This window comes from Bartonella sp. W8167, assembly GCF_016100335.1.
Classification (GTDB): Bacteria; Pseudomonadota; Alphaproteobacteria; order Rhizobiales; family Rhizobiaceae; genus Bartonella; species Bartonella apis.
In genome coordinates this window covers 681,644-701,977 of sequence record NZ_JACFSQ010000001.1, presented here as the reverse complement: position 1 = coordinate 701,977, position 20,334 = coordinate 681,644, and the positions used below count along the sequence as shown (strand labels likewise).

14 protein-coding genes and 1 tRNA gene are annotated in these 20,334 nt (G+C 45.6%); 6 read left to right on the top strand and 9 right to left on the bottom strand.

The features are described from left to right. Nucleotides 1–22: 22 nt before the first annotated feature. From H3V12_RS02840 to folE, 7 genes are all read right to left on the bottom strand, one after another. Nucleotides 23–1,207 (bottom strand): alpha/beta fold hydrolase, encoded by a 1,185-nt coding sequence (locus tag H3V12_RS02840; RefSeq protein ID WP_198212664.1) that lies wholly within the window; start codon nucleotides 1,205–1,207, stop codon nucleotides 23–25. Further along, on the bottom strand, nucleotides 1,204–2,316 hold the full coding sequence (locus H3V12_RS02835; RefSeq protein ID WP_075870629.1) for an ABC transporter permease: 1,113 nt from the start codon (nucleotides 2,314–2,316) through the stop codon (nucleotides 1,204–1,206). Before H3V12_RS02835 ends, H3V12_RS02840 begins: the two co-directional genes overlap by 4 nt. A 4-nt stretch (nucleotides 2,317–2,320) precedes the next feature. Next, a complete protein-coding gene (rbbA, locus tag H3V12_RS02830) occupies nucleotides 2,321–5,170 on the bottom strand; it encodes a ribosome-associated ATPase/putative transporter RbbA (protein ID WP_198212662.1) in 2,850 nt (949 codons plus the stop codon). Then, nucleotides 5,167–6,240: an HlyD family efflux transporter periplasmic adaptor subunit gene (locus H3V12_RS02825; RefSeq protein ID WP_198212660.1), complete on the bottom strand. Its 1,074-nt coding sequence runs from the start codon at nucleotides 6,238–6,240 to the stop codon at nucleotides 5,167–5,169. Before H3V12_RS02825 ends, rbbA begins: the two co-directional genes overlap by 4 nt. A 571-nt stretch (nucleotides 6,241–6,811) precedes the next feature. Next, nucleotides 6,812–6,896: transfer RNA gene (locus H3V12_RS02820), tRNA-Leu, on the bottom strand. A 142-nt stretch (nucleotides 6,897–7,038) separates the two neighbouring features. Continuing rightward, nucleotides 7,039–7,467, bottom strand: a complete 429-nt coding sequence (gene hisI / locus H3V12_RS02815; RefSeq protein WP_198212658.1) for a phosphoribosyl-AMP cyclohydrolase — start codon at nucleotides 7,465–7,467, stop codon at nucleotides 7,039–7,041. Between the two features lie 18 nt (nucleotides 7,468–7,485). After that, nucleotides 7,486–8,106 carry a GTP cyclohydrolase I FolE gene (folE, locus tag H3V12_RS02810; protein ID WP_198212656.1) on the bottom strand — a complete coding sequence of 207 codons (621 nt, stop codon included), beginning with the start codon at nucleotides 8,104–8,106 and terminating at the stop codon, nucleotides 7,486–7,488. Between the two features lie 122 nt (nucleotides 8,107–8,228). On the opposite strand from folE, the gene H3V12_RS02805 reads away from it, so the two are divergent. From H3V12_RS02805 to thrS, 3 genes are all read left to right on the top strand, one after another. Continuing rightward, complete coding sequence (locus H3V12_RS02805; protein WP_075870624.1) at nucleotides 8,229–8,666, top strand: iron-sulfur cluster assembly scaffold protein; 438 nt, start codon at nucleotides 8,229–8,231, stop codon at nucleotides 8,664–8,666. Beyond that, nucleotides 8,659–9,000, top strand: a complete 342-nt coding sequence (gene yidD / locus H3V12_RS02800) for a membrane protein insertion efficiency factor YidD (protein ID WP_198212654.1) — start codon at nucleotides 8,659–8,661, stop codon at nucleotides 8,998–9,000. Before H3V12_RS02805 ends, yidD begins: the two co-directional genes overlap by 8 nt. Before the next feature lie 127 nt (nucleotides 9,001–9,127). Beyond that, nucleotides 9,128–11,107, top strand: coding sequence for a threonine--tRNA ligase (thrS, locus tag H3V12_RS02795; protein WP_198212652.1), 1,980 nt, complete (start codon nucleotides 9,128–9,130; stop codon nucleotides 11,105–11,107). Nucleotides 11,108–11,415: 308 nt separating this feature from the next. Here thrS and H3V12_RS02790 read toward each other — a convergent pair whose 3' ends face one another. After that, nucleotides 11,416–12,492: a hypothetical protein gene (locus tag H3V12_RS02790; RefSeq protein WP_246787473.1), complete on the bottom strand. Its 1,077-nt coding sequence runs from the start codon at nucleotides 12,490–12,492 to the stop codon at nucleotides 11,416–11,418. An 88-nt stretch (nucleotides 12,493–12,580) separates the two neighbouring features. After that, nucleotides 12,581–12,910, bottom strand: coding sequence for an iron-sulfur cluster assembly accessory protein (locus tag H3V12_RS02785; protein WP_198213754.1), 330 nt, complete (start codon nucleotides 12,908–12,910; stop codon nucleotides 12,581–12,583). A gap of 93 nt (nucleotides 12,911–13,003) precedes the next feature. On the opposite strand from H3V12_RS02785, the gene H3V12_RS02780 reads away from it, so the two are divergent. From H3V12_RS02780 to H3V12_RS02770, 3 genes are all read left to right on the top strand, one after another. Beyond that, complete coding sequence (locus H3V12_RS02780; protein ID WP_198212649.1) at nucleotides 13,004–14,206, top strand: deoxyguanosinetriphosphate triphosphohydrolase; 1,203 nt, start codon at nucleotides 13,004–13,006, stop codon at nucleotides 14,204–14,206. A gap of 30 nt (nucleotides 14,207–14,236) precedes the next feature. Beyond that, nucleotides 14,237–15,994, top strand: coding sequence for an arginine--tRNA ligase (gene argS / locus H3V12_RS02775; protein ID WP_198213752.1), 1,758 nt, complete (start codon nucleotides 14,237–14,239; stop codon nucleotides 15,992–15,994). 164 nt (nucleotides 15,995–16,158) lie between these two features. Next, nucleotides 16,159–19,347 (top strand): SPOR domain-containing protein, encoded by a 3,189-nt coding sequence (locus H3V12_RS02770; RefSeq protein ID WP_198212647.1) that lies wholly within the window; start codon nucleotides 16,159–16,161, stop codon nucleotides 19,345–19,347. Nucleotides 19,348–20,334 lie beyond the last annotated feature (987 nt).

The following is a 20,334-nucleotide window of genomic DNA, read 5'->3' as shown; positions in this document are numbered from 1 at the left end:
GCGTTTTCAACTCTGTCAGACATCAATTCTGGCTAACAGCTGAAATTATTCTGGCCGGAGTGTAGAAAATGAGATTGGTTGTGCCGCGCAATATATTTCCACTATCGTCAATCATTTGCTGACCGCCCGTCTCGCTTGTTTCTTTCATCATAGAAGTCGAAAGTGACCCGTCATGGGCAAGAGCCATCAAAGTCGGCGACGAAGCAAAGACATTATGTGCACCGCCATCAACATCGGACAAATCCAGAACCGCAATGCCATTTTTTTGTAACAACGGTATGCTTGAACCATCTCCGACACGAGCGTGCCCACCAACCAACCGTCCGGACACTGCTAAGGCCTTGTCTTTGCGGGAAACAAGTACTGCAGTTGGTTGTGGCATTTTTTTGACATCTTTGAGCTGGCGCTCGAACACGTCAACGTCAATATCCGGTGCTGCCATAAGGAAACTTGATATTCTGTCGATCGGATAGCGTTTACCCTGAAGCGAGAGGCTACGTAACGCTTCCATTGTTACGTAATTTCCCATGGAATGGGCGACGACAGTAATTTCGTTAGCTTCCGTTTCACTCAACAATGTCAGAAGATCAGCAAGCCCGTCGCGCGCAAAATCCGCGCTGTCACGGTCATAGACATAAAGCGGGATTGATCCACCCGAAGGCCATGAATAATGAACAGTAACGGCGTTCAGCGAATAATCATAAGAAAATTGCGCTGCGCGGAATGTGCTATCGGCAAAATTGTTGTTGTAGCCGTGTATGAAGAGAAATATTTCTCTTTTCCCTTTCGGCTTTTGGTCAAGCGCTTTATTAAGCTGCTTTTTGAATTCGTCGCGGCCACTATACCTGACCATATTGACAGCCGAAAAATATTTCTTCAGGTCGGGCCGATAGCCGTTCGTTTCGACCAGTCCCTTTTTATGCTGTTGCGGTATTCCGACATCAACGCGTGCATAGTTCAAAGTGGTCGATCTTTTTGTACCAAAAGGTTCCGAATAATCATTCTGCGCTTGCCTGCTCGTTGCAACGTAGACAGGAATCACCGCCTTCGGTTTCCCCGGCTTCTCGATTGCAGCATTACGAGCACCAACTGTGGCAGGGGTTGCATTCTTCCCATGCCACAATACAGCGCGTGACCCACCGCAGCTTGCGAGAAAAAGAATACAGACCAAAAGACCGAAATAGCGAGCCAGAATGTTTTTTATCATTTAAGTGTAGCCCTGAAACGATTGAGCGAGAAGGCAAATAGCACAGATCCTATCACTGCTAAAGCCGCAAAATTTTCCCAAACAACCGTAAATCCGGCTCCACGATAGAGAATTGATTGAGCCATCATAATAAAATGCGTGTTTGGTGCCGCAAGCATTATGTTCTGAATAAATTCAGGCATACTTTCACGCGGAGTTATGCCACCTGACAAGATTTGTAACGGCATCAGAACCAGCATAAGCAACAGGCCAAACTGGGGCATAGAGCCGGCAACAGTTGCGAGAGCAATTCCCATTGATGTTGTGGCGAAGAGATGTAACACGGTACCGGCGAGAAACAACATTACAGAGCCCTCTATCGGCACTTTCAACAATCCTTCGACAATAACAACCAAAGAAAATGTCGCCGCGACGAGCACAATAAGCCCCATTGACCACACTTTTGATATCATAATTTCCGTCGGCGTCACCGGCATAACCAGAAGGTGCTCCACAGTTCCATGCTCGCGTTCACGAATAAGAGCAGTCCCCGTCAAAATTATGGATAACATCGTCACATTATCAATCACATTGATAATCGAGCCAAACCATGATTTTTCCAGTTCGGGATTGAACCGTGCGCGCAAAGTCAACGAAACCTGCTGTGGCTCTTTCGAGCGATAGTGCGAGACAAACTCGTTGACTTCCGAGTCGACAATTTGCTGTATGTATTGCGAGCCCGTCAACGCCTGTGTTGTGCGTGTTGCATCAACATCCAATTGGATGGCCGGTGAGCGCCCCGCGAGTACATCGCGCTGGAAGTTAGGCGGAATATCGACGGCAAATGTATCAATCCCCTGATCCATACGCGAATCAAGCTCGGATTGATTGATGTCTTCCGGAGTAATGAAATAAGGCGGCAAAAACGCAGTAGCAATGCGCGTTGATAAAGGTGAACTATCTTCGTCAACAATAGCGATAGGCGTTTTGTTCAGTGTTTCGGGTGTCGCATTTGCAGCAATATAAATCGATATTGTGAAAGCATAAATGATCAAGACCAGCAACATCGGATCGCGAAAAACGCCGAGTAATTCTTTGATTCCGAGATCAAGTATATGATTGAGCTTCATGACTTTACTTCGCCTGTTTCTTTGTAAGCCACGAGGCTATTATGACCAGAATTGGTCCGGCAAGGAAAAGCGGGATGAATGAGCTGACCAGATCGTGGAACTGGAGTGCTTTCGCAAAAGTACCACGCGAAATCAGAATAAAATAGGTTGTAGGATAAATATCTCCAATCAAACGACCCGTTCCCTGAAGCGAGCTGACCGGATCCATCAAACCACAAAACTGTGTTGCCGGTAAAATAGTGAGAACTGCGGCGCCAAAAATTGCGGCAATCTGGCTGTTCATGAATGTTGAAATCAACAGTCCGAAAGCCGTCGAGAAAGCCACATAGAGAAGCCCCGCCAACATGAAGGTTAAAATCCCGCCTGTGAAATGCACGCGGAATATGAACACAGCAAATAACCACAGCAATATACAGTTGATGAGACCAAGTCCGATATAAGGAAGTTGTTTACCAACCAGAAATTCGAGCCTTGTTACAGGCGTCACATAGAGATTGATAATCGAGCCCATTTCCTTTTCGCGCACGACAGACAAAGCTGCAAGCATAGCGGGAATGATAAGAAGCAAAATAGGTATAACAGCCGGAACCATAGCTGTAAGACTTTCGATACCCGGATTATAGAGATATCGGACCTCAAGCCTGTAGTCCCCCATAGTTGCGGCTTTTCCGTTCAACGTCCTGGCTTTGTTCTGCAGCCATAGGGCGTGCATCCCCTGCACGTAACCGCGAACGGTTTCCGCACGAAGCGGCATAGCGCCATCAATCCATGCTCCGACTTCGACATTGCGTCCCCTCTCCATATTCTTCCCGAATTCGGGAGGAATTTCGATCGCCAGACTTATCTCGCCCGAACGCATCCGTTCATCAAGATCATCGTAATCAACAATGTCTTTTTTTTGAATAAAATAACGCGAACCCGAGATTTGTTGGACATAGTCACGACTGATAACCGACTGGTCATGGTCAAGCACCGCAAAAGTCAAATTCTCGACTTCGGTGTTTATGCCGTAACCTATCACGAACATCAAAATGACGCTGCCGAGCAACGCCATTGTTGCCCGAATTGGATCGCGGCGCAATTCGAGTGCCTCGCGATTGGCATAACTCATCATCCGCATAAAATCGAAGCGTCGTTTAAAGCGTTTTCCATGCGATTGAGTGACATTAACCGGTTTGTTGCTATTTTTACCGTCCGTTTTATCTTCAACTGCTTCAACTTTTTTAAGTGCGCCAGCGTCTTCCTTTTTGGCGGAAGCATTTTCCTTTGCTTTCTTTTCGGCATTTTGCTTATCGATTGCGTCTTGCAAATATTCAATAAATGCCTCTTCGAGCGAATCGGCATTTTTGGATTTGACAATCGCCGAAGGCTTGTCGGTAATCAGCACTTTACCCGCATGCATGAGCGAAATACGGTCACAACGTTCCGCTTCGTTCATAAAGTGTGTTGTAATGAAAATCGTTACATTATCGTTGCGTGATAATTCACCGAGTTGTTGCCACAGCTGATCGCGTGCAATCGGATCCACACCCGATGTCGGTTCGTCAAGTATCAGAATTTCCGGTTCATGCAGTAATGCAACGGCGAGCGACATGCGTTGCCGGATACCAAGCGGCAATGAATCCGGCATCGCATCGAGCACATCCTTAAGCTCGAAGCGGTCAATCATTGCCTGCATACGCGCCTTGACTTTATCAGCCGGAATTTCAAAAAGCTTTGCGTGCAGCTCCAGATTCTCGAGCACAGTTAATTCGGCATAAAGCGAAAAGGCCTGACTCATGTAACCGACATGGCGACGCGTCTCCATGTCGTTGGCGTTAATCTGTCTGCCAAACAGTTTTGCTGTACCTTCTGTCGCGGGTAACAGCCCTGTCAACATTTTCATCGTGGTGCTTTTACCGCACCCGTTCGAGCCCAGAAATCCGAAAATTTCACCTTTTTTTATACGAAAGCTGACATGATCGACGGCAGTAAAATCACCAAAACGCTGTGTTAATCCATCTGCTTCGATAGCTATATCCTCGTTGCCGGATTCTTTTCGCGGAGGAATAATAACTTCTACATGCCCTTTTTGTTCTTCGGCGGGCATCAGAGCGATGAATGCTTCATCGAGATTAGGCGTTCCAGTTTTTTTAAGCAGCTCGTCGGGTGTACCTGTTGCAAGAATTTTGCCATTATACATGGCGATCAACCAGTCAAACCGCGCAGCTTCCTCCATATAGGCTGTAGCAACCATCACGCTCATATCTGAGCGCTCTTTCCGGATATCATCTATCAGATCCCAGAATTGTCTTCTGGAAAGCGGATCGACACCCGTCGTTGGTTCATCAAGTACAAGAAGCTTCGGGTCGTGAATAAGGGAGCAAATAAGGCCGAGCTTCTGTTTCATGCCGCCTGAAAGCTTTCCCGCAGGGCGACTTTCAAAGCCGTTGAGACCGGTCCTTTCGCAAAGCTCAGCAATCCGCGTCTCACGTTCTTTTCTATCTTGCCCGAAAAGCCTTGCAAAGAAATCGGCATTTTCCTGAACAGACAGGGTTGGATACAAATTTTTTCCCAGTCCTTGCGGCATATAGGCAATATCCGGACAGACATCGAGCCTATGTTGTTTGTCCCGCATATCGCCGTCCAAAACGCGGACAGTCCCATCCTGTATCTCGCGTGCACCGGTGATGAGTGACAATAGACTCGACTTCCCGACGCCATCAGGACCGATCATGCCAATCATTTTTCCCGTTGGCACCTCAAGATCGATCCCGTCAAGCGCAACTTTTTCACCATAAACCAAGCGGACACCGCTCAGTTTTACAACTGGTGCATTAGTTGGCTGTATTTTCGTTTCGGTTGAGTCTGTCATTTAACTACAGGTGTACTAACAATCTTCGGCCATTTTGCATTGGGATCAGTTCTGACATAAGCCACACCGGGCAAACCGGTCTTGACCTGTTTGATATATTTTTCCAGCAAATCTTGCGGGATTTGTGCACGAACACGAAACATCAGCTTTGCACGTTCTTCAGCTGTTTCAACCGTTTTCGGCGTAAATTGCGCAACATCGGACACAAATGAAATATTAGCTGGAATGACATACTGCGGTGCTGCATCAAGCACAATTCTCGCTTCGGTGCCGATAGCAATTTTCCCGACCGTTTTTGTGGGCAAGAAAAACGTCATGTAAACATCACCGAGATCGACGAGGTTAAGCACCCGACCGCCTGCTGCCACGACTTCTCCCGGTTGAGCAATACGGTATTGTATGCGACCGGATCTCGTCGCCTTAAGCTCGCTATCATTAATATCCGATTGAATGCGTTCAATCGTTGCCTTGGCTGCATCAACAGCCGCTTCGGCATTTACAACATTCGCTTTTGCCGTTGAAACGGCAACTTTCGCTGCAGCAAATTGGGCCTTTGACGCTGCAACTGCGGCAAGTGCGCCGTCATATGTTGCCTGATCATCGTCCCGAACCTGCGTCGATACAGTGCCTTTTTGCTGCAATGTTGCTGAACGTTGATAACGTCTATTGGAATTATCCCGCTGGACTTCATTTTGTGCAACAGTCGCTTCGGCTGCTTCTTGTTCAGCCTGACGCTGTTCGACTTCCATCTTTGCAGTATCGACATTAATGACTGCCCGTTTTAATTGCGCTTCAGCTTCCCGTAATTGAGCTCTCAAATTATCGGTATCCATATGCGCGACGACGTCACCGATATGGACAAAGTCGCCCTCTCTCACGGTAATATCCTGAATACGTCCAGCGAGTTTCGAAGCGATATCGATTTCTGTGGCCTCTATACGCCCGTTCCCCATAGCAATGCCTTCAGGCAATCCCGGGTGAAGATAGGTTTTCAAGCCGCTATAGGCTGCAACTACAACAATCACACCGACTGCTATCCAACCCCATTTTGTCTTACCTTTTGCAGCCATAAAACAGTCTCCATTCTAATTCCATCAAACAGGAATGTATCCAAAACCAAGCTCGGCGCGTCACATTATCATTCATCATTGTGTTTGCAAAGTTGCCTTTTATTAAACAAGTAGTTGAAAATAACAATGTGAACGCCAAATTCAAAAAATATAGCGATGATACGTGCGATAATATGTCTGTCGTTATGAATATTTTTCAAATTCATTTGCGAATAAAGAAAATATAGGAATTAATTTCTATTGAAAAATTAAACATTTACTAAAACGATACGTAAAGCAAAAAGTAATTGGCTGAAAACAAAAATGTAGTTGGCAATTTTATTAATTTAAAATTTTAATGCCGATTTTCTGAACTGTAAACGCTCGGACGCTGTTTTAAATTAATAAAAAGAAGATTTTCTTCCACACAATAAAATTGGGTTTCATTCAAAAGATTAAAAATTAATAAAGTGACGGAATCGTGATTTCCATACTTTCGGGAACAAATTTCAGTTGGGTAAATAGCACTTTAGAGGCTGAAAGTTTTTCAACCCCGATCCCAAAAATTTTCGCCCCTCGCCCCAAAAGAAAATGGTGCGGTCGAGAAGACTCGAACTTCCACGGGTTTCCCCACAGCGACCTCAACGCTGCGCGTCTACCAATTCCGCCACGACCGCACGTGGTAGGAGCCGATAATTTATCAGCTGGCGGCATTTAACAAATCGACAGAAGCAAAACAAGACCTTTTTTGAAAAAAGGGGAATATTTATTCGAACATTCCCGTAAAAATCGGTTTTGACCATGATTGTCCTGCGAATTTCAGGTTTTATAAACCTCATCAGGATCGAACATGAGGTTCTTATCATCTTCTTCGAGCGTGGCAACGCCATTACTCATTTCCAAATGCCGATAAAAGCAACTTTTATGACCTGTGTGGCAGGTTGCACCGGCACCCTGCACATGGACTTTGAGCCAGAGTGCATCCTGATCGCAATCAACCCGAATCTCTTCAATTTTCTGAAGATTTCCCGAGCTCTCACCTTTTTTCCATATTTTTTGGCGAGATCGCGACCAATAATGTGCAATCCCTGTCTCAAGAGTAAGCGCCAATGCTTCTTCATTCATAAATGCAACCATCAGAAGATTACCGTCAGTTGCGTCGGTAACCACTGCAGTGACGAGACCCTTTTCATCGAATTTGGGGGAAAATTGTGTTTCCTCTTCCCGATTACATTGTTGTTCAGACAATTTTTATCCTCGTCACCATCAGAAGCCGCGTATCATTTTAACAAAATTGACCTGCGCCTCGACGTTGTCTTTGTAATAGCCTCGATATGTTGCTGTAATTGTCGTAGAGCCCTGTTTTTTTACGCCGCGCATTGCCATGCACATGTGTTCGGCTTCGATAAGTACAGCAACACCGCGCGGCTTCAAATATTTGTAAAGGGCATCCGCAACCTGCGCAGTTATGCTTTCTTGCGTTTGCAAACGTTTGGCATATACATCGACCACACGCGGTATCTTGGATAGACCGACGACTTTACCATCAGGCAAATAGGCGACGTGGGCTTTTCCGATGATCGGCACCATATGGTGCTCGCAATGGGAGTAGAATGGAATATCTTTAATCAGGACAGGATCATTATAGCCTGATACTTCATCAAACACCGTCCCCAAAATTTCTTCCGGCGATTGGTTATAGCCGGCAAACATTTCTTCATAGGCCTTGATAACCCGCTTTGGAGTATTGACAAGTCCCTCTCTCTCGGGATTTTCCCCTACCCACAGTAACAAAGTGCGTACTGCAGCTTCTGCTTCTTCCCGGCTAGGACGTTGGTTCATCGCCTGATTAACCGAAAGGGGTGCACTTTTTCGAACAGATTGCATAAATAGACTCCAATTGACTACCAAAGAAACTTGGTAGTTATAACGACTACTCCTATATAAACACATATATCGAGAATCAAAGTGAGATCACAAAAAACAGGTTTTTTTTCGAGCAACAAAATATGATTGACGAAATTTATAACGATAAAATTCTGGGTTACGCGGCACATATAGATAAAATTGGCCGTTTGGATAAGCCCGACGCAACAGCCCAAAAACATTCGAGAATCTGCGGCTCGACTGTGACCGTTGATCTAAAAATGAAAAATGGTGTCGTAACAGAGTTTGCCCATGTTGTGCGTGCATGTGCATTGGGGCAAGCTTCATCTTCGCTCATGGCAAGTCACGTTATCGGCCTAAGTGCGAACGAGCTACGCTCTTTGCGAGATACGGTCTACCGCATGCTGACAGAAGATGGGCCCGTTCCAACTGGAAAATTTGCGGACTTTGCCTGCCTAGAACCGATAAAGAATTATAAAGCCCGTCAGCCCTCGACTATGCTTACTTTTGACGCGGTGGTCGATTGTATCGATCAGATTGAATCCCGACAAAATGGCTGAAAAGAAGGCAACACCGGTAATCCGGAACTATCAAGGTCCTTGGCGAAAAACTCCGGGGCGACTAATCGGAACGTCTCTTATCCGTCTTTATCAACTCACACTTTCGGGCTTCATCGGCAACCAATGTCGCCATTTACCCACATGTTCCGAATATACTTATGAAGCAATTGCAAGATATGGGCTTTGGGCCGGTTCATGGATGGGATTATTCCGCATTATGCGCTGCGGCCCGTTCGGAACGCATGGCTTCGATCCTGTGCCAACACGGCTTGGCGCAACTTATCACTGGTATATGCCGTGGCGTTATTGGAAAATAGCCACAAAGAAGCAGTAATTAAGGCTTTCTTTTTATCAAAAGAAAAATTAAAAGGACTTTTCATTAAGCCGCTTCGTTTTCAGTAAATGAAGCAATCGACACCCCCACCCGCATTCGTTGGCGGGACTGGATTAGGAGTAATTTTATGTCTTCCACGGTTTCTATTTCATTTCCCGACGGTTCAAAACGCGATTATCCGGCAAATATGACCGGACTGGAACTTGCTCAATCAATTTCCAAATCTTTGGCAAAAAATGCTGTTGCCTACAGTTTTGACGGCGTCTTGCGTGATATGTCCGACCCTTTGGGGCAATCTGGTTCGATCGAGATTGTTACACGCGATGATCCCCGTGCACTTGCACTCATCCGTCATGATTGTGCGCACGTTCTTGCCGAAGCTGTGCAAGAACTCTTTCCGGGTACACAAGTCACTATTGGCCCGGTTATTGAAAACGGCTTTTATTATGATTTTGCTCGTAATCAGCCTTTTACGCCTGAAGACCTGCCGGTAATTGAAAAGAAAATGCATGAAATTATCCGGCGCAATGCGAAATTTACGAAAGAAGTATTGCCGCGTGAAAAGGCCAAAAAGATTTTTGCGGATAAAGGCGAGCTCTACAAGGTTGAATTGGTAGATGCAATTCCGGAAAACGAGGATGTAAAAATCTATCACCAGGGAGACTGGTTTGACCTTTGTCGCGGTCCTCATATGCAATCAACAGGGCAGATCGGAAATGCCTTTAAATTGATGAAAGTCGCCGGTGCCTATTGGAGAGGCGATTCGAATAATCCGATGTTAACCCGCATTTACGGTACCGCCTTTGCTAATGAAAAGGACCTTGCTGCCTATCTACATATGCTTGAAGAAGCCGAAAAACGCGATCATCGCCGTTTAGGGCGTGAAATGGATCTATTCCATTTTCAGGAAGAAGGTCCGGGCGTTGTTTTCTGGCATGCAAAAGGCTGGAAAATGTTCCAGAATCTCGTGAGCTATATGCGCCGTCGCCTCGATGATCAGGGATATGCGGAAGTCAATGCGCCGCAAGTTCTCGATAAATCCTTGTGGGAAATATCGGGGCACTGGGAATGGTATAAAGAAAACATGTTCAAGGTAACGCCAGCCGGTGACGACGCCGATGACGATCGCGTTTACGCTTTGAAGCCGATGAATTGCCCTGGTCATGTGCAAATTTTCAAACATGGGCTTAAATCTTACCGCGAATTGCCTATCAGACTTGCCGAATTCGGTGTAGTCCACCGTTATGAACCATCCGGTTCTCTGCACGGCTTGATGCGTGTTCGCGGTTTCACACAGGACGACGCACACATTTTCTGCACTGACGAACAGCTTGCAGACGAATGCCTCAAAATTAACGATCTGATTTTAAGCACCTATGCTGATTTTGGTTTTAATGAAATTACTGTAAAATTATCAACGCGTCCGGAAAAACGCGTGGGATCCGACGAATTGTGGGATCATGCAGAAAGCGTCATGTCGGACGTTCTGAAAACAATTGAAGAAAAATCGAATGGACGTATCAAGACCGGCATTCTTCCGGGTGAAGGTGCATTTTATGGTCCTAAATTCGAATACACGCTAAGAGATGCGATCGGTCGTGAATGGCAATGCGGAACTACGCAGGTCGACTTCAATTTGCCGGAACGGTTCGGCGCTTTCTATATCGATAAAGATTCCGAAAAACGTCAACCTGTCATGATCCACCGTGCAATTTGTGGCTCGATGGAGCGCTTTCTCGGAATTCTTCTGGAAAACTATGCAGGACATTTACCCTTATGGTTCTCACCTCTTCAAGTTGTCGTTGCAACGATTACATCGGAAGCTGACGATTATGCCAAAAAAGTCGTCAAAAAACTCAAAGCTGCCGGTCTAATTGCTACAACTGACCTCAGAAACGAGAAGATCAACTATAAGGTACGCGAACATTCGCTACAAAAAGTACCGGTTATTCTGGTCTGCGGCAAAAGAGAGGCTGATGGTGGCTCGGTAAATATGCGACGCCTGGGTAGTCAGGAACAGGTGTCTTTACCGCTTGAAAAAGTCATTGCTACCCTGAAAGAGGAAGCAACGCCACCCGACCTTCGCCGCTCTAACGAAGAAGATTGATTGATTTTGAGTATCTGGCAGATGAATCATTTGTCTGCCAGATTTTTTTAAAGTCGCGTTTTTGGACACAAGATGAGGACCGAAAACGGGCCTTTTTCAGTAAACGCTATGTAAGGAATTACATCAGTTCTATGCGCTTTGCGCAGCTTGCTTAGAGCTTTCCTTGAATGTCAGTCAGGCAAAAGAGTCGCATTGTTTAGGACTTCAACATGAAGCCATGACATCATTATCAGCAATTTGATTGCTGATTCTAACCTCCCCATTTTGTGATGCTGTCCGAGGCTTTACGCCCGTCAATAAAAGAGCTTTCAATCCATTGAATCGTCAACCGGTGGAGCAGGTTGGGCGGTTGTAACGACATCGACATCTTCATCGCGTCCGGAAGTCACAGAAAATTCTTTCTGATAAATTTGATCTTTGTTCTTCGCGATTGCAATATAATCACCCTCGGCAAGGACAAGAGTGGCATAAGCGCCGACAGTTTCACGAATAATATCGCCAGAATCATTTGTTATTGACCAACTTGTGTCTGCCAGTGCTTCGCCCCCTTGCTGGCGAACAAGTTTCAAAGTGATAAGCGCAGCATGATGCTGCATTGTGGCTTCAGTAATTTTCCCGGCATCAACTCTGATATCAGAGCGCGAAATGGCGTTGGCAGATCCATAATTTGAGACGATATGATAGGCACCGGTTTTCAATCGTATAACTTCGCCTGCTTTTACGTCTGACAAAATCAACGCGGTATCGTCATTTTCACTATCATCCGAATAGATTGAGAAGCGTAAATATTGCGGGTTGATTTTACCTTCGGGCATTGTCGCATTAAGTTTTAAACCACCTGCATCCAAGACCAGTGTTTCCGACAATTTTTGCTCGGCACGAACAGTTATCCGGCGCATTACACTGGCATGACCGAATGATACATGGACGATATAACTCCCCGGATCGAGGGAGAAATGGGCGCTGCCCCCTTCAGCGGAAGTAACAAGTGGCAATTTGTTATCAACCCCGTAGATCGGCTCATAAATACGCCAGATCAATCCACGCGAGATATCGGAACCTTTATCGGTCAAACGGGCGTTGAGAGTAAGCTCGGCCTTTTGCTGTGTGTTAACCGGTTGTTGTGCTTCCACCGGGTCAGTTGAAATGTTCGGCGTCTTATTCGTTGCCGGACTATGCACAGTTGTCGACGTATTTGCACCTTTAGGGTCGCTGCCCTGTTTTGGCTTATTATCCTGATCAGTCTGTTGCGGCGCTGCAAAATTCAATTCCGGTTTTTTGTCTTCGGCATTTGCATTAAAAACACTTAAGACGCCCCATAAAGCAAAAAAACTTGCCGGAACGACTATCCTTGCAGTGCATTTGAGGCGAGATTCAAGTGTCATCTGTTTTTCTGTCAGCGTTATAAAATGTTGGCGTTAACGGAGTTAAATTAAAAATCGGTCACAACCGCTTAATTTTCAAAAAATGCGACTATATTGAAAAACTTGCACCACAGCCGCAGGACGAAACAGCATTGGGATTGTTGATTTTGAATGCCTGCCCCATAAGGTCGTCGACGAAATCTATTTCCGATCCATCCATAAAGGATAGAGATACCGAATCTATCAATATTGTTGCTCCGTCTTTTGTGATTACCAGATCGTCATCTGCGGGAGGTTCGCTGACAAGATCATATTTGTAGGAAAAGCCGGAACACCCCCCTCCTTCGACAGAAATGCGCAACGCGGTTTTGTCCGGTTCACCAGCCAAAATCCGCGCTATACGTTTAACCGCCGAATCGGTAACTTCAATACCCATAATCAATACTTCCTTGCATCAGACTGTTTTCGTAACCCCGAATATCGGATAAAAGATATCCGTTTATGAATCTAGGTCTCGATTGGAAAACTTGCAATGGATATAAATGAGATAGGCTTCGGTTATCGCCCGCGTGCACCCTATGCGAGTGATCCCTCAAAAAGTCGTGGACGGCTTGTTGACGAACCGTCCAGTCCGACACGTACCCCATTCCAACGTGATCGCGACCGCATCATCCATTCGAACGCGTTCCGACGGCTCAATCATAAAACGCAAGTTTTCATTGCTGACGAAGGTGATCTTTATCGCACGCGTCTCACACATAGTCTTGAAGTGTCACAAATCGCTCGAGCGCTCGCGCGGGCATTGCGTCTCGACGAAGACCTTGCCGAAGCGATTGCGCTTGTTCACGACTTCGGACACACGCCATTCGGGCATGCCGGTGAAGACGCATTAAACGAAAAAATGAAGCCTTTTGGCGGTTTTGACCACAATGCCCAAGGCCTGCGCATTGTCACATCACTTGAACATCGCTATCCGCGTTTTGACGGACTAAACCTCACATGGGAAACTCTGGAGGGGCTTGCAAAACACAATGGCCCGCTTACAGGTCCTGCTGCCAAAAGCCCGATGATACCGGTTACTCTCATTGAATATAATAAACTTCAGAACCTTGAACTTGATAGGTTTGCCAGTCTTGAAGCGCAATGCGCAGCAATAGCAGATGATATTGCATATAACGCTCATGACATCGACGACGGTTTACGATCCGGCCTTCTTTCTTTGACGCAGTTTGAAAATGTTGAATTGACATCCAATATTCTTGGCAGCATCAAACGAGATTATCCCGATCTTGATAGAACACGTAGAGGCTACGAGCTTGTCCGTCGGCAAATAACCCTGATGGTTGAAGATGTCATCAACCATTCACTTGAACTCATCGACGAGCTTTCGCCTGTCAGCATCGACGATATTCATAATGCCGGTCACCAACTTGTCCGGTTTTCTCCTAAAATGGCAAAAGCCGAACGTGGGCTTAAACGCTTTTTGTATGATAATCTGTATCATCATGAATATGTTTGGAATCGTAGAAGCGAAGCGGAAAAAATTGTTTCCGAGTTGTTCGACTTTTATTATGAACACCCTGATGCAATGCCGGAAGAATGGTATAATACGACAATAAACTTGAATACCGATAAACGGGCACGAATAATTTCCGACTTCCTTTCAGGCATGACAGACAATTATGCGCTGCGCGAATATCGACGATTGTTTGACCGCACGACTCTTTTGTCCTAAACGAAGGTGAGAACAACACGGATTCCCATGATGAATATATTTAATGAATTCGAGCAAAAAATTAAAGAATTGCTTCAACATTCTGATATCAAAACCAAAGACGGTTCGCCTCTTGATTTGAGCCGAATGAGTATTGAAGCACCGCGCGACCCTTCACATGGCGATCTTGCAACAAATGCTGCAATGGTTTTATCCAAATCGGTCGGCTGCAATCCACGAGCCTTGGCCGAAAGGATTGCTACTCTTCTTGAAACAGACAAAGATATCGAATCTGTCAATGTCGCTGGCCCAGGATTCATTAATTTGAGATTGACGGACGGATTTTGGCGAAACGTATTAAAAACCATTATTAAATCGGGTAGCAGTTTCGGTCGTTCGGAGCTTGGACTCGGAAAGAAAGTAAATGTTGAATATGTTTCTGCCAATCCGACCGGACCGATGCATGTCGGTCATTGTCGTGGAGCGGTTGTCGGTGATGTTCTCGCCAATCTTTTGTCATTCACCGGCCATGACGTTGTAAAAGAATATTATATCAATGATGCCGGCGGGCAGATTGATGTATTGGCAAAATCTGTTTTTCTACGCTATCGCGAAGCACTGGGAGAAAATATCGGTAAAATTCCCGAAGGCCTTTATCCTGGTGATTATCTTGTACCGGTTGGTGAAGCCCTAAAAAAAGAATTCGGTGACAAACTTCTCGCAATGTCCGAGGAAGAGAGGTTACCGCTTATAAAAGAACGTTCAGTTGATGCGATGATGCGGATGATCCGTGATGATCTTGCAGCACTTAACGTACATCACGACGTCTTTTTTTCAGAAAAAACCTTGCATGCCGATAACGCCAAGGCAATCCGCAGTACCATCAACGATCTTACTTTGAAGGGCTATGTGTATAAAGGCACACTACCACCCCCAAAGGGGCAAGCCTCAGAAGACTGGGAAGACCGGGAGCAGACATTGTTCCGCTCGACGGATGTTGGTGATGATCAGGATCGGCCACTTATTAAGTCTGACGGCTCTTACACCTATTTTGCAGCAGATGTCGCCTATTTCCGGAACAAGTTCGAACGTAGATTCAACGAAATGATTTATGTTCTAGGTGCCGACCATGGTGGTTATGTCAAACGTCTGCAAGCAGTCGCAAAAGCTATATCGGGTGGTAAAGCCAAGCTGACAGCGCTTCTTTGCCAATTGGTAAAATTGCTTCGCGATGGACAGCCGGTTGTCATGTCAAAAAGAGCTGGCTCTTTTGTTACGCTGCGCGACGTTGTCGATGAAGTGGGCAGAGATCCTGTCCGTTTCATGATGATTTACAGAAAAAGCGATGCGCCGCTTGACTTTGATTTTGCAAAGGTAACAGAGCAATCAAAAGATAACCCCGTTTTTTATGTTCAATATGCTTGTGCGAGATGTCACTCGACGTTCAGAAAGGCAGAAGAACTTCTCAATCTCTCCAACTTTTCAAGAGAAGAACTTGTCTCGCACCTGGAAAAATTGACAGATGCGGGCGAGATTGCTCTCATAAAGAAGCTTGCCGAGTATCCTCGCGTTATTGAGCAAGCAACGCTCAATTATGAGCCACACCGGCTGGCATTTTATCTTTATGATTTGGCCTCTTTCTTCCATGGTCACTGGAATAAAGGGACAGAAAATGAGGATTTACGTTTTATCAAGCTTAACGATAGAGAATTGTCTTTAGCGAGACTAGGTTTGATTCAGGCCGTATCCGATGTTCTGTCATCTGCTTTGGGTATCATTGGCGTCGATGCTCCGGTAGAAATGCGCTGATAACGACGACGAAAAGACAAGCTTGCATAGCTTTGACTTGATTGGCGTTATCTAGTATATATATGATATTAAAACAGAATTTCGGATTATTAGGGTGAATCCGCTTGATGTCCGGCAGAATGCAATAGATAACAGATTGCGTAACCGACTATGTGGGAAAAACTATGACCGATAATGATCGCAATGCTTCTCGTCCCGAGAGACCGGCCACGAAAGATCAAGATCCACTTCTTGAGCTTACGCGCCTGTTCAATCTGGATTTTAATGCGAACGGAAATAGCCCCGCCCGTCAACCGGATACAAGCGCAAATTTGACGCCCCGCCCCCAAGTTGGAAGTCAAAATGATGCCGATCTGCCTTTTCTTGAAGATCATCCGCAAGGTACCGGCTCTTTAGACAATGCTCGTCAGACGGGTAACGAAAACGCTTCCGGGAATACTGACCTCGATTTTTTGCCGCAAGATGACAATCTTGGCAATGGGCAACAGCAACATGAGCCCGACTTACCTTTTAACGAGCTTTACGACACGCCGTCATTCACGCCGCAGGCGCGTGCCCCGGGTACACCGATCGAGCCGCCAGCCGGGTTTTCTGGGGCCGAGTTTGATACATTACCTGATTTACCTATTGGCGATGAACCTTCGGCGCCCACTTATCCGACCGGACAGAATTATAACAATCAAACACAAAATCCGCCTGCATCCGGAAATTTCGGTTTTCCTCAGGAACAGACGCAACATACGCCGACAAATACAAATAATTTAAATAATACAAGAGGCATCGACAACGCGTCGTTTGTAAATCCCGTAAATATTGCGCAACCGGATAATCCGCAGAATTTCGCTCCTCAGCCTCTACAGGAAACGTCACAAAACACGAATTCCTATCAAACAACGTCTGAAAATGGCCGAATTCCCCCCTTGAATCAAGCGCAGAACCGTCAGGATCCTGTTTTTGATGAAATGAGTTTTGATAAAGAGCTCGAGAATCTGCTCGTCAACGATCCTCTGCCCGCATTTAACGAACCAAACCAGCCACAACAATTGAATGATGGGGCCCAGCCACAAGCACCTCAAATAAATAATAACTACAATTTTGCTTCTCCGGCGCAAAATGACTCGAGTGGTTCAACCTCGCAGCTGGGCCAACCTTCTGGTGGTAGCGAAAATTTCAACAGACACGGTACAGAAACAAATTCCGGTGTGGAAAACAATGCGGAATTTTCTCCGGCTCAGTGGAATGGAGCCAGTCCGTCTAGTACTTCTCCCGAAAATTATTATGCTGGAAATGCAGCAAAGACGACGGCTCCGTTACCCTATACGCCACCACAGAATAGTCAGAATTCGCCCGAAAATGATTTCTTGAATGGTGATGACCCATTCGGTTTTGATGATGTTTTTTCGGACAATCAACATCAAAATCCGCCGGTAGCGCAGACTAATTCGGGTTCAAACACGACACAACAACCGGTCGCACAAAGTAGCGATCCATTCGGTCTGGAAGACCTTTCAACTGACGAAAATATTATCGTCAATCCTCCAGTAGAACAAAACCAATTTCAGGATACATCAGCTGACTCCGACCAATCTTATCCGGAAGCAGCTGAAACTGTGAACGAACAACCACCTCTACCTCCAATACCGCCGGAACCAGAGCCGGAATTTAGAGAGCATTCGGAACCACAGCAGCAATATGCACCACGTTCCGGAAATCAAAATGCAGATCAATCACCACAAAATCATGGTGATTATCCTGCCCAACCTGTCGAACAGAATTACAATCCTGAAGAGCATGTTGCTTTCGCTCATGAAGAGCAAACTGCCGCAGAAAATTATCCTGCCAATACGCAACAGACGGCAAAGAATCTTGACGAAAATAACGCCAACCTTCCGCCGGATGTCGATACATATAAATTTGCCGACGAAATCGTTGAGCAAACAGAACCGGTAGATGTACCTGAAATACCCTATCCGGCTGAAGAAAACGCCCCACAGAGCGACGCATTGGAAAACGAGTTTGCCGATGTTTTCAGCGTTGGTAACAAGCAGGAAACACCGAACACTCCAAAAGAGCAGGATGATTTCTTTGCTGAAGCTTATGCCCAGTCCGGTTATAATCAGAAGCAAAATCAATTTGAACAAAATCCTGACGTCCCGCAGGGGCAATATGGCCTCCAAAATAGCGGCAATGTTTATGCAGAAGACAATCCGGCTTATTCGGAAAATGAACAGACGCTGATTGGAACAAATGCACCGTTTGCAGAGATGCAAAATCAACCTCGCACAAAATCCTTGGCGAAAAAACTGACTGTTAGCGGCGTTGCTTTATTCATCCTTCTCGGCGGCGGTTATGCTGCTATGAAATATTTTCTGCCATCTCAAGGAGATGGCGCATCAACTGTCATTCATGCCGACAATGCGCCTTATAAAGTGCAGGCTGAACAAACGAACACCAATAATGAAAGCCAAAACAATCAGGACGTGTATAATCAGGCTAATGGAGAGACTGACGATAAAGGTAATCAGGAAAAGCTTGTCGATCATTCGGAAACTCCGGAAGATCTGACGGCTTTAAATGACGCTGCTTCTTACGCGGATTCGTCGAACGTCGAGGATGCGATCGCTGCAGCATCAAATCAAAGTGTGCCGACAAGAGAAGTCCAATCCGTCGTCGTTAATCCGGATGGAACAATATCGCCAACTACCAATTCAGCCCCTTCACAGGTCGAAGCGAGTGGAAATAATGCCGAAAAGTCTCAAAGTGACAATCTGGCAAATGTTCAAAACGGTTCAAAGCAATCGCAATCCAATGCGAAAGCATCATCCGAACCTGAAATGTCCGAAACTGATTCTGAACTGACAAAAATTATCAATGACGACGCCCAATCGAATAAAGACACCGACAATGGCACTTCAAAAGATTTGAGCAGCTCACAAAATAAATTGAGTGGTATTAATACAGTATCGTCCCCTAAGCCCCAACAACAAGCGCAACCTGTTGAAACGGCAGAACAGACAACACAAAAGCCGGCAGCGCTTCCTAATACTGCCTCAACCCCGTTGACCAAGGTTGAACCGAAGGCTGCTCCCATAACAGCAAGTGTCGGAGCAGGCGGTTACTATGTACAAATAGCTTCCCAGCCGACGCAAGAATCGGCGACTGCGTCGATGAATAAAGCAAAAAGTCTGTTTGGTTCACTCATCGGTTCATTGCCGTTAAGCATCCAACCCGCTTCCATTCCGGGTAAAGGGACATATTATCGCGTCAGGGTACAAGTCGGCCCGCGTGATAATGCTGTCAGCCTCTGCGAAAAGATAAAGAGCCAGAATGGAAGCTGTTTCGTCGGTAAATAGAACTCCATCCGACCGTTTTTGGTAGTTAATGAACTTTCGGGAAGGGTTTTGGGGGCTTTAGGGAATTAGGTAAATTTATCAATCTGTCCTGATATGCCTTTTTCCTAAGCAGATCTGATAAGACTTCGACCGTCCAGCACAACCGGAACTCGTTTTGACTTAACCATTTGCTTATTTCGAAAGCCAATCAGCCTATTAAGAGCAAGCTACAGAGGCGAGGAGAAAACCAATAAGACATTTCTAGAGCTTGGTAACGCCCTAACCCTGATCAATTTGTAAAAAATATGAGCTACGGTTGATAAAATATGTGGCTTTCCACATCGGTCACTCAGATTTTCGGATGTTGATTGTGCCTTCGGCTTAAGGCAATAGCCAACAATTTCAATGTCCAACTCGTTCAAATTTTGCGCCTATTCGGCGGCAATTGATAGAACATTAGTTGACAATCGTTTATTGCCACAATCGCGATCGATATTTAATGTTTATTCCGTCGATTTCACTGTTATTCTGATAAATAGTCCTTCAAATTTTGTCACTATAAATTTGCAACCAGATTAATTTACAACCAGTTGGTCATCATCGCTGGACGCCGCCAAAACCAGTCAATTTTTGCGTTCCCGAAGCGCCAAGATGGAGCTAACAGCAAACGTGATGTAATCAATGCGTGTCGGTGTTCATTTTTCTTTTGCTCCCTACTCTATCCCGCTTCTACCTGATGTTATCTTCGTTGCTATTTACAATTAAAATCGTGCGAAGAATGGTCTTAAGGTCCCTATTTTTAGCCGACATATCGCAGATATTGAAGTTCAATCAGTTGAATATGTTATCGTTAACAAAACGACATAAAGGTTATTGTTAGTATCGTCCATGTAAATAAAGCCGATACTGTAAACACAATAAATGCTTCGAATAATGCACGATTAAAAAGTGGAATCATGAAGGCCCGAAAGGCTCCGAAAAGGCTATTTTTATGCATTATAACGCTAC

What these genes read in the sequence shown, in the direction of transcription:
- H3V12_RS02840 (WP_198212664.1), bottom strand. Translation starts at nt 1,207, where the DNA reads ATGATAAAAAACATTCTGGCTCGCTATTTCGGTCTTTTGGTCTGTATT.
- H3V12_RS02835 (WP_075870629.1), bottom strand. Translation starts at nt 2,316, where the DNA reads ATGAAGCTCAATCATATACTTGATCTCGGAATCAAAGAATTACTCGGC.
- rbbA (WP_198212662.1), bottom strand. Translation starts at nt 5,170, where the DNA reads ATGACAGACTCAACCGAAACGAAAATACAGCCAACTAATGCACCAGTT.
- H3V12_RS02825 (WP_198212660.1), bottom strand. Translation starts at nt 6,240, where the DNA reads ATGGCTGCAAAAGGTAAGACAAAATGGGGTTGGATAGCAGTCGGTGTG.
- folE (WP_198212656.1), bottom strand. Translation starts at nt 8,106, where the DNA reads ATGCAATCTGTTCGAAAAAGTGCACCCCTTTCGGTTAATCAGGCGATG.
- H3V12_RS02805 (WP_075870624.1), top strand. Translation starts at nt 8,229, where the DNA reads ATGATTGACGAAATTTATAACGATAAAATTCTGGGTTACGCGGCACAT.
- yidD (WP_198212654.1), top strand. Translation starts at nt 8,659, where the DNA reads ATGGCTGAAAAGAAGGCAACACCGGTAATCCGGAACTATCAAGGTCCT.
- thrS (WP_198212652.1), top strand. Translation starts at nt 9,128, where the DNA reads ATGTCTTCCACGGTTTCTATTTCATTTCCCGACGGTTCAAAACGCGAT.
- H3V12_RS02790 (WP_246787473.1), bottom strand. Translation starts at nt 12,492, where the DNA reads ATGACACTTGAATCTCGCCTCAAATGCACTGCAAGGATAGTCGTTCCG.
- H3V12_RS02780 (WP_198212649.1), top strand. Translation starts at nt 13,004, where the DNA reads ATGGATATAAATGAGATAGGCTTCGGTTATCGCCCGCGTGCACCCTAT.
- argS (WP_198213752.1), top strand. Translation starts at nt 14,237, where the DNA reads ATGAATATATTTAATGAATTCGAGCAAAAAATTAAAGAATTGCTTCAA.
- H3V12_RS02770 (WP_198212647.1), top strand. Translation starts at nt 16,159, where the DNA reads ATGACCGATAATGATCGCAATGCTTCTCGTCCCGAGAGACCGGCCACG.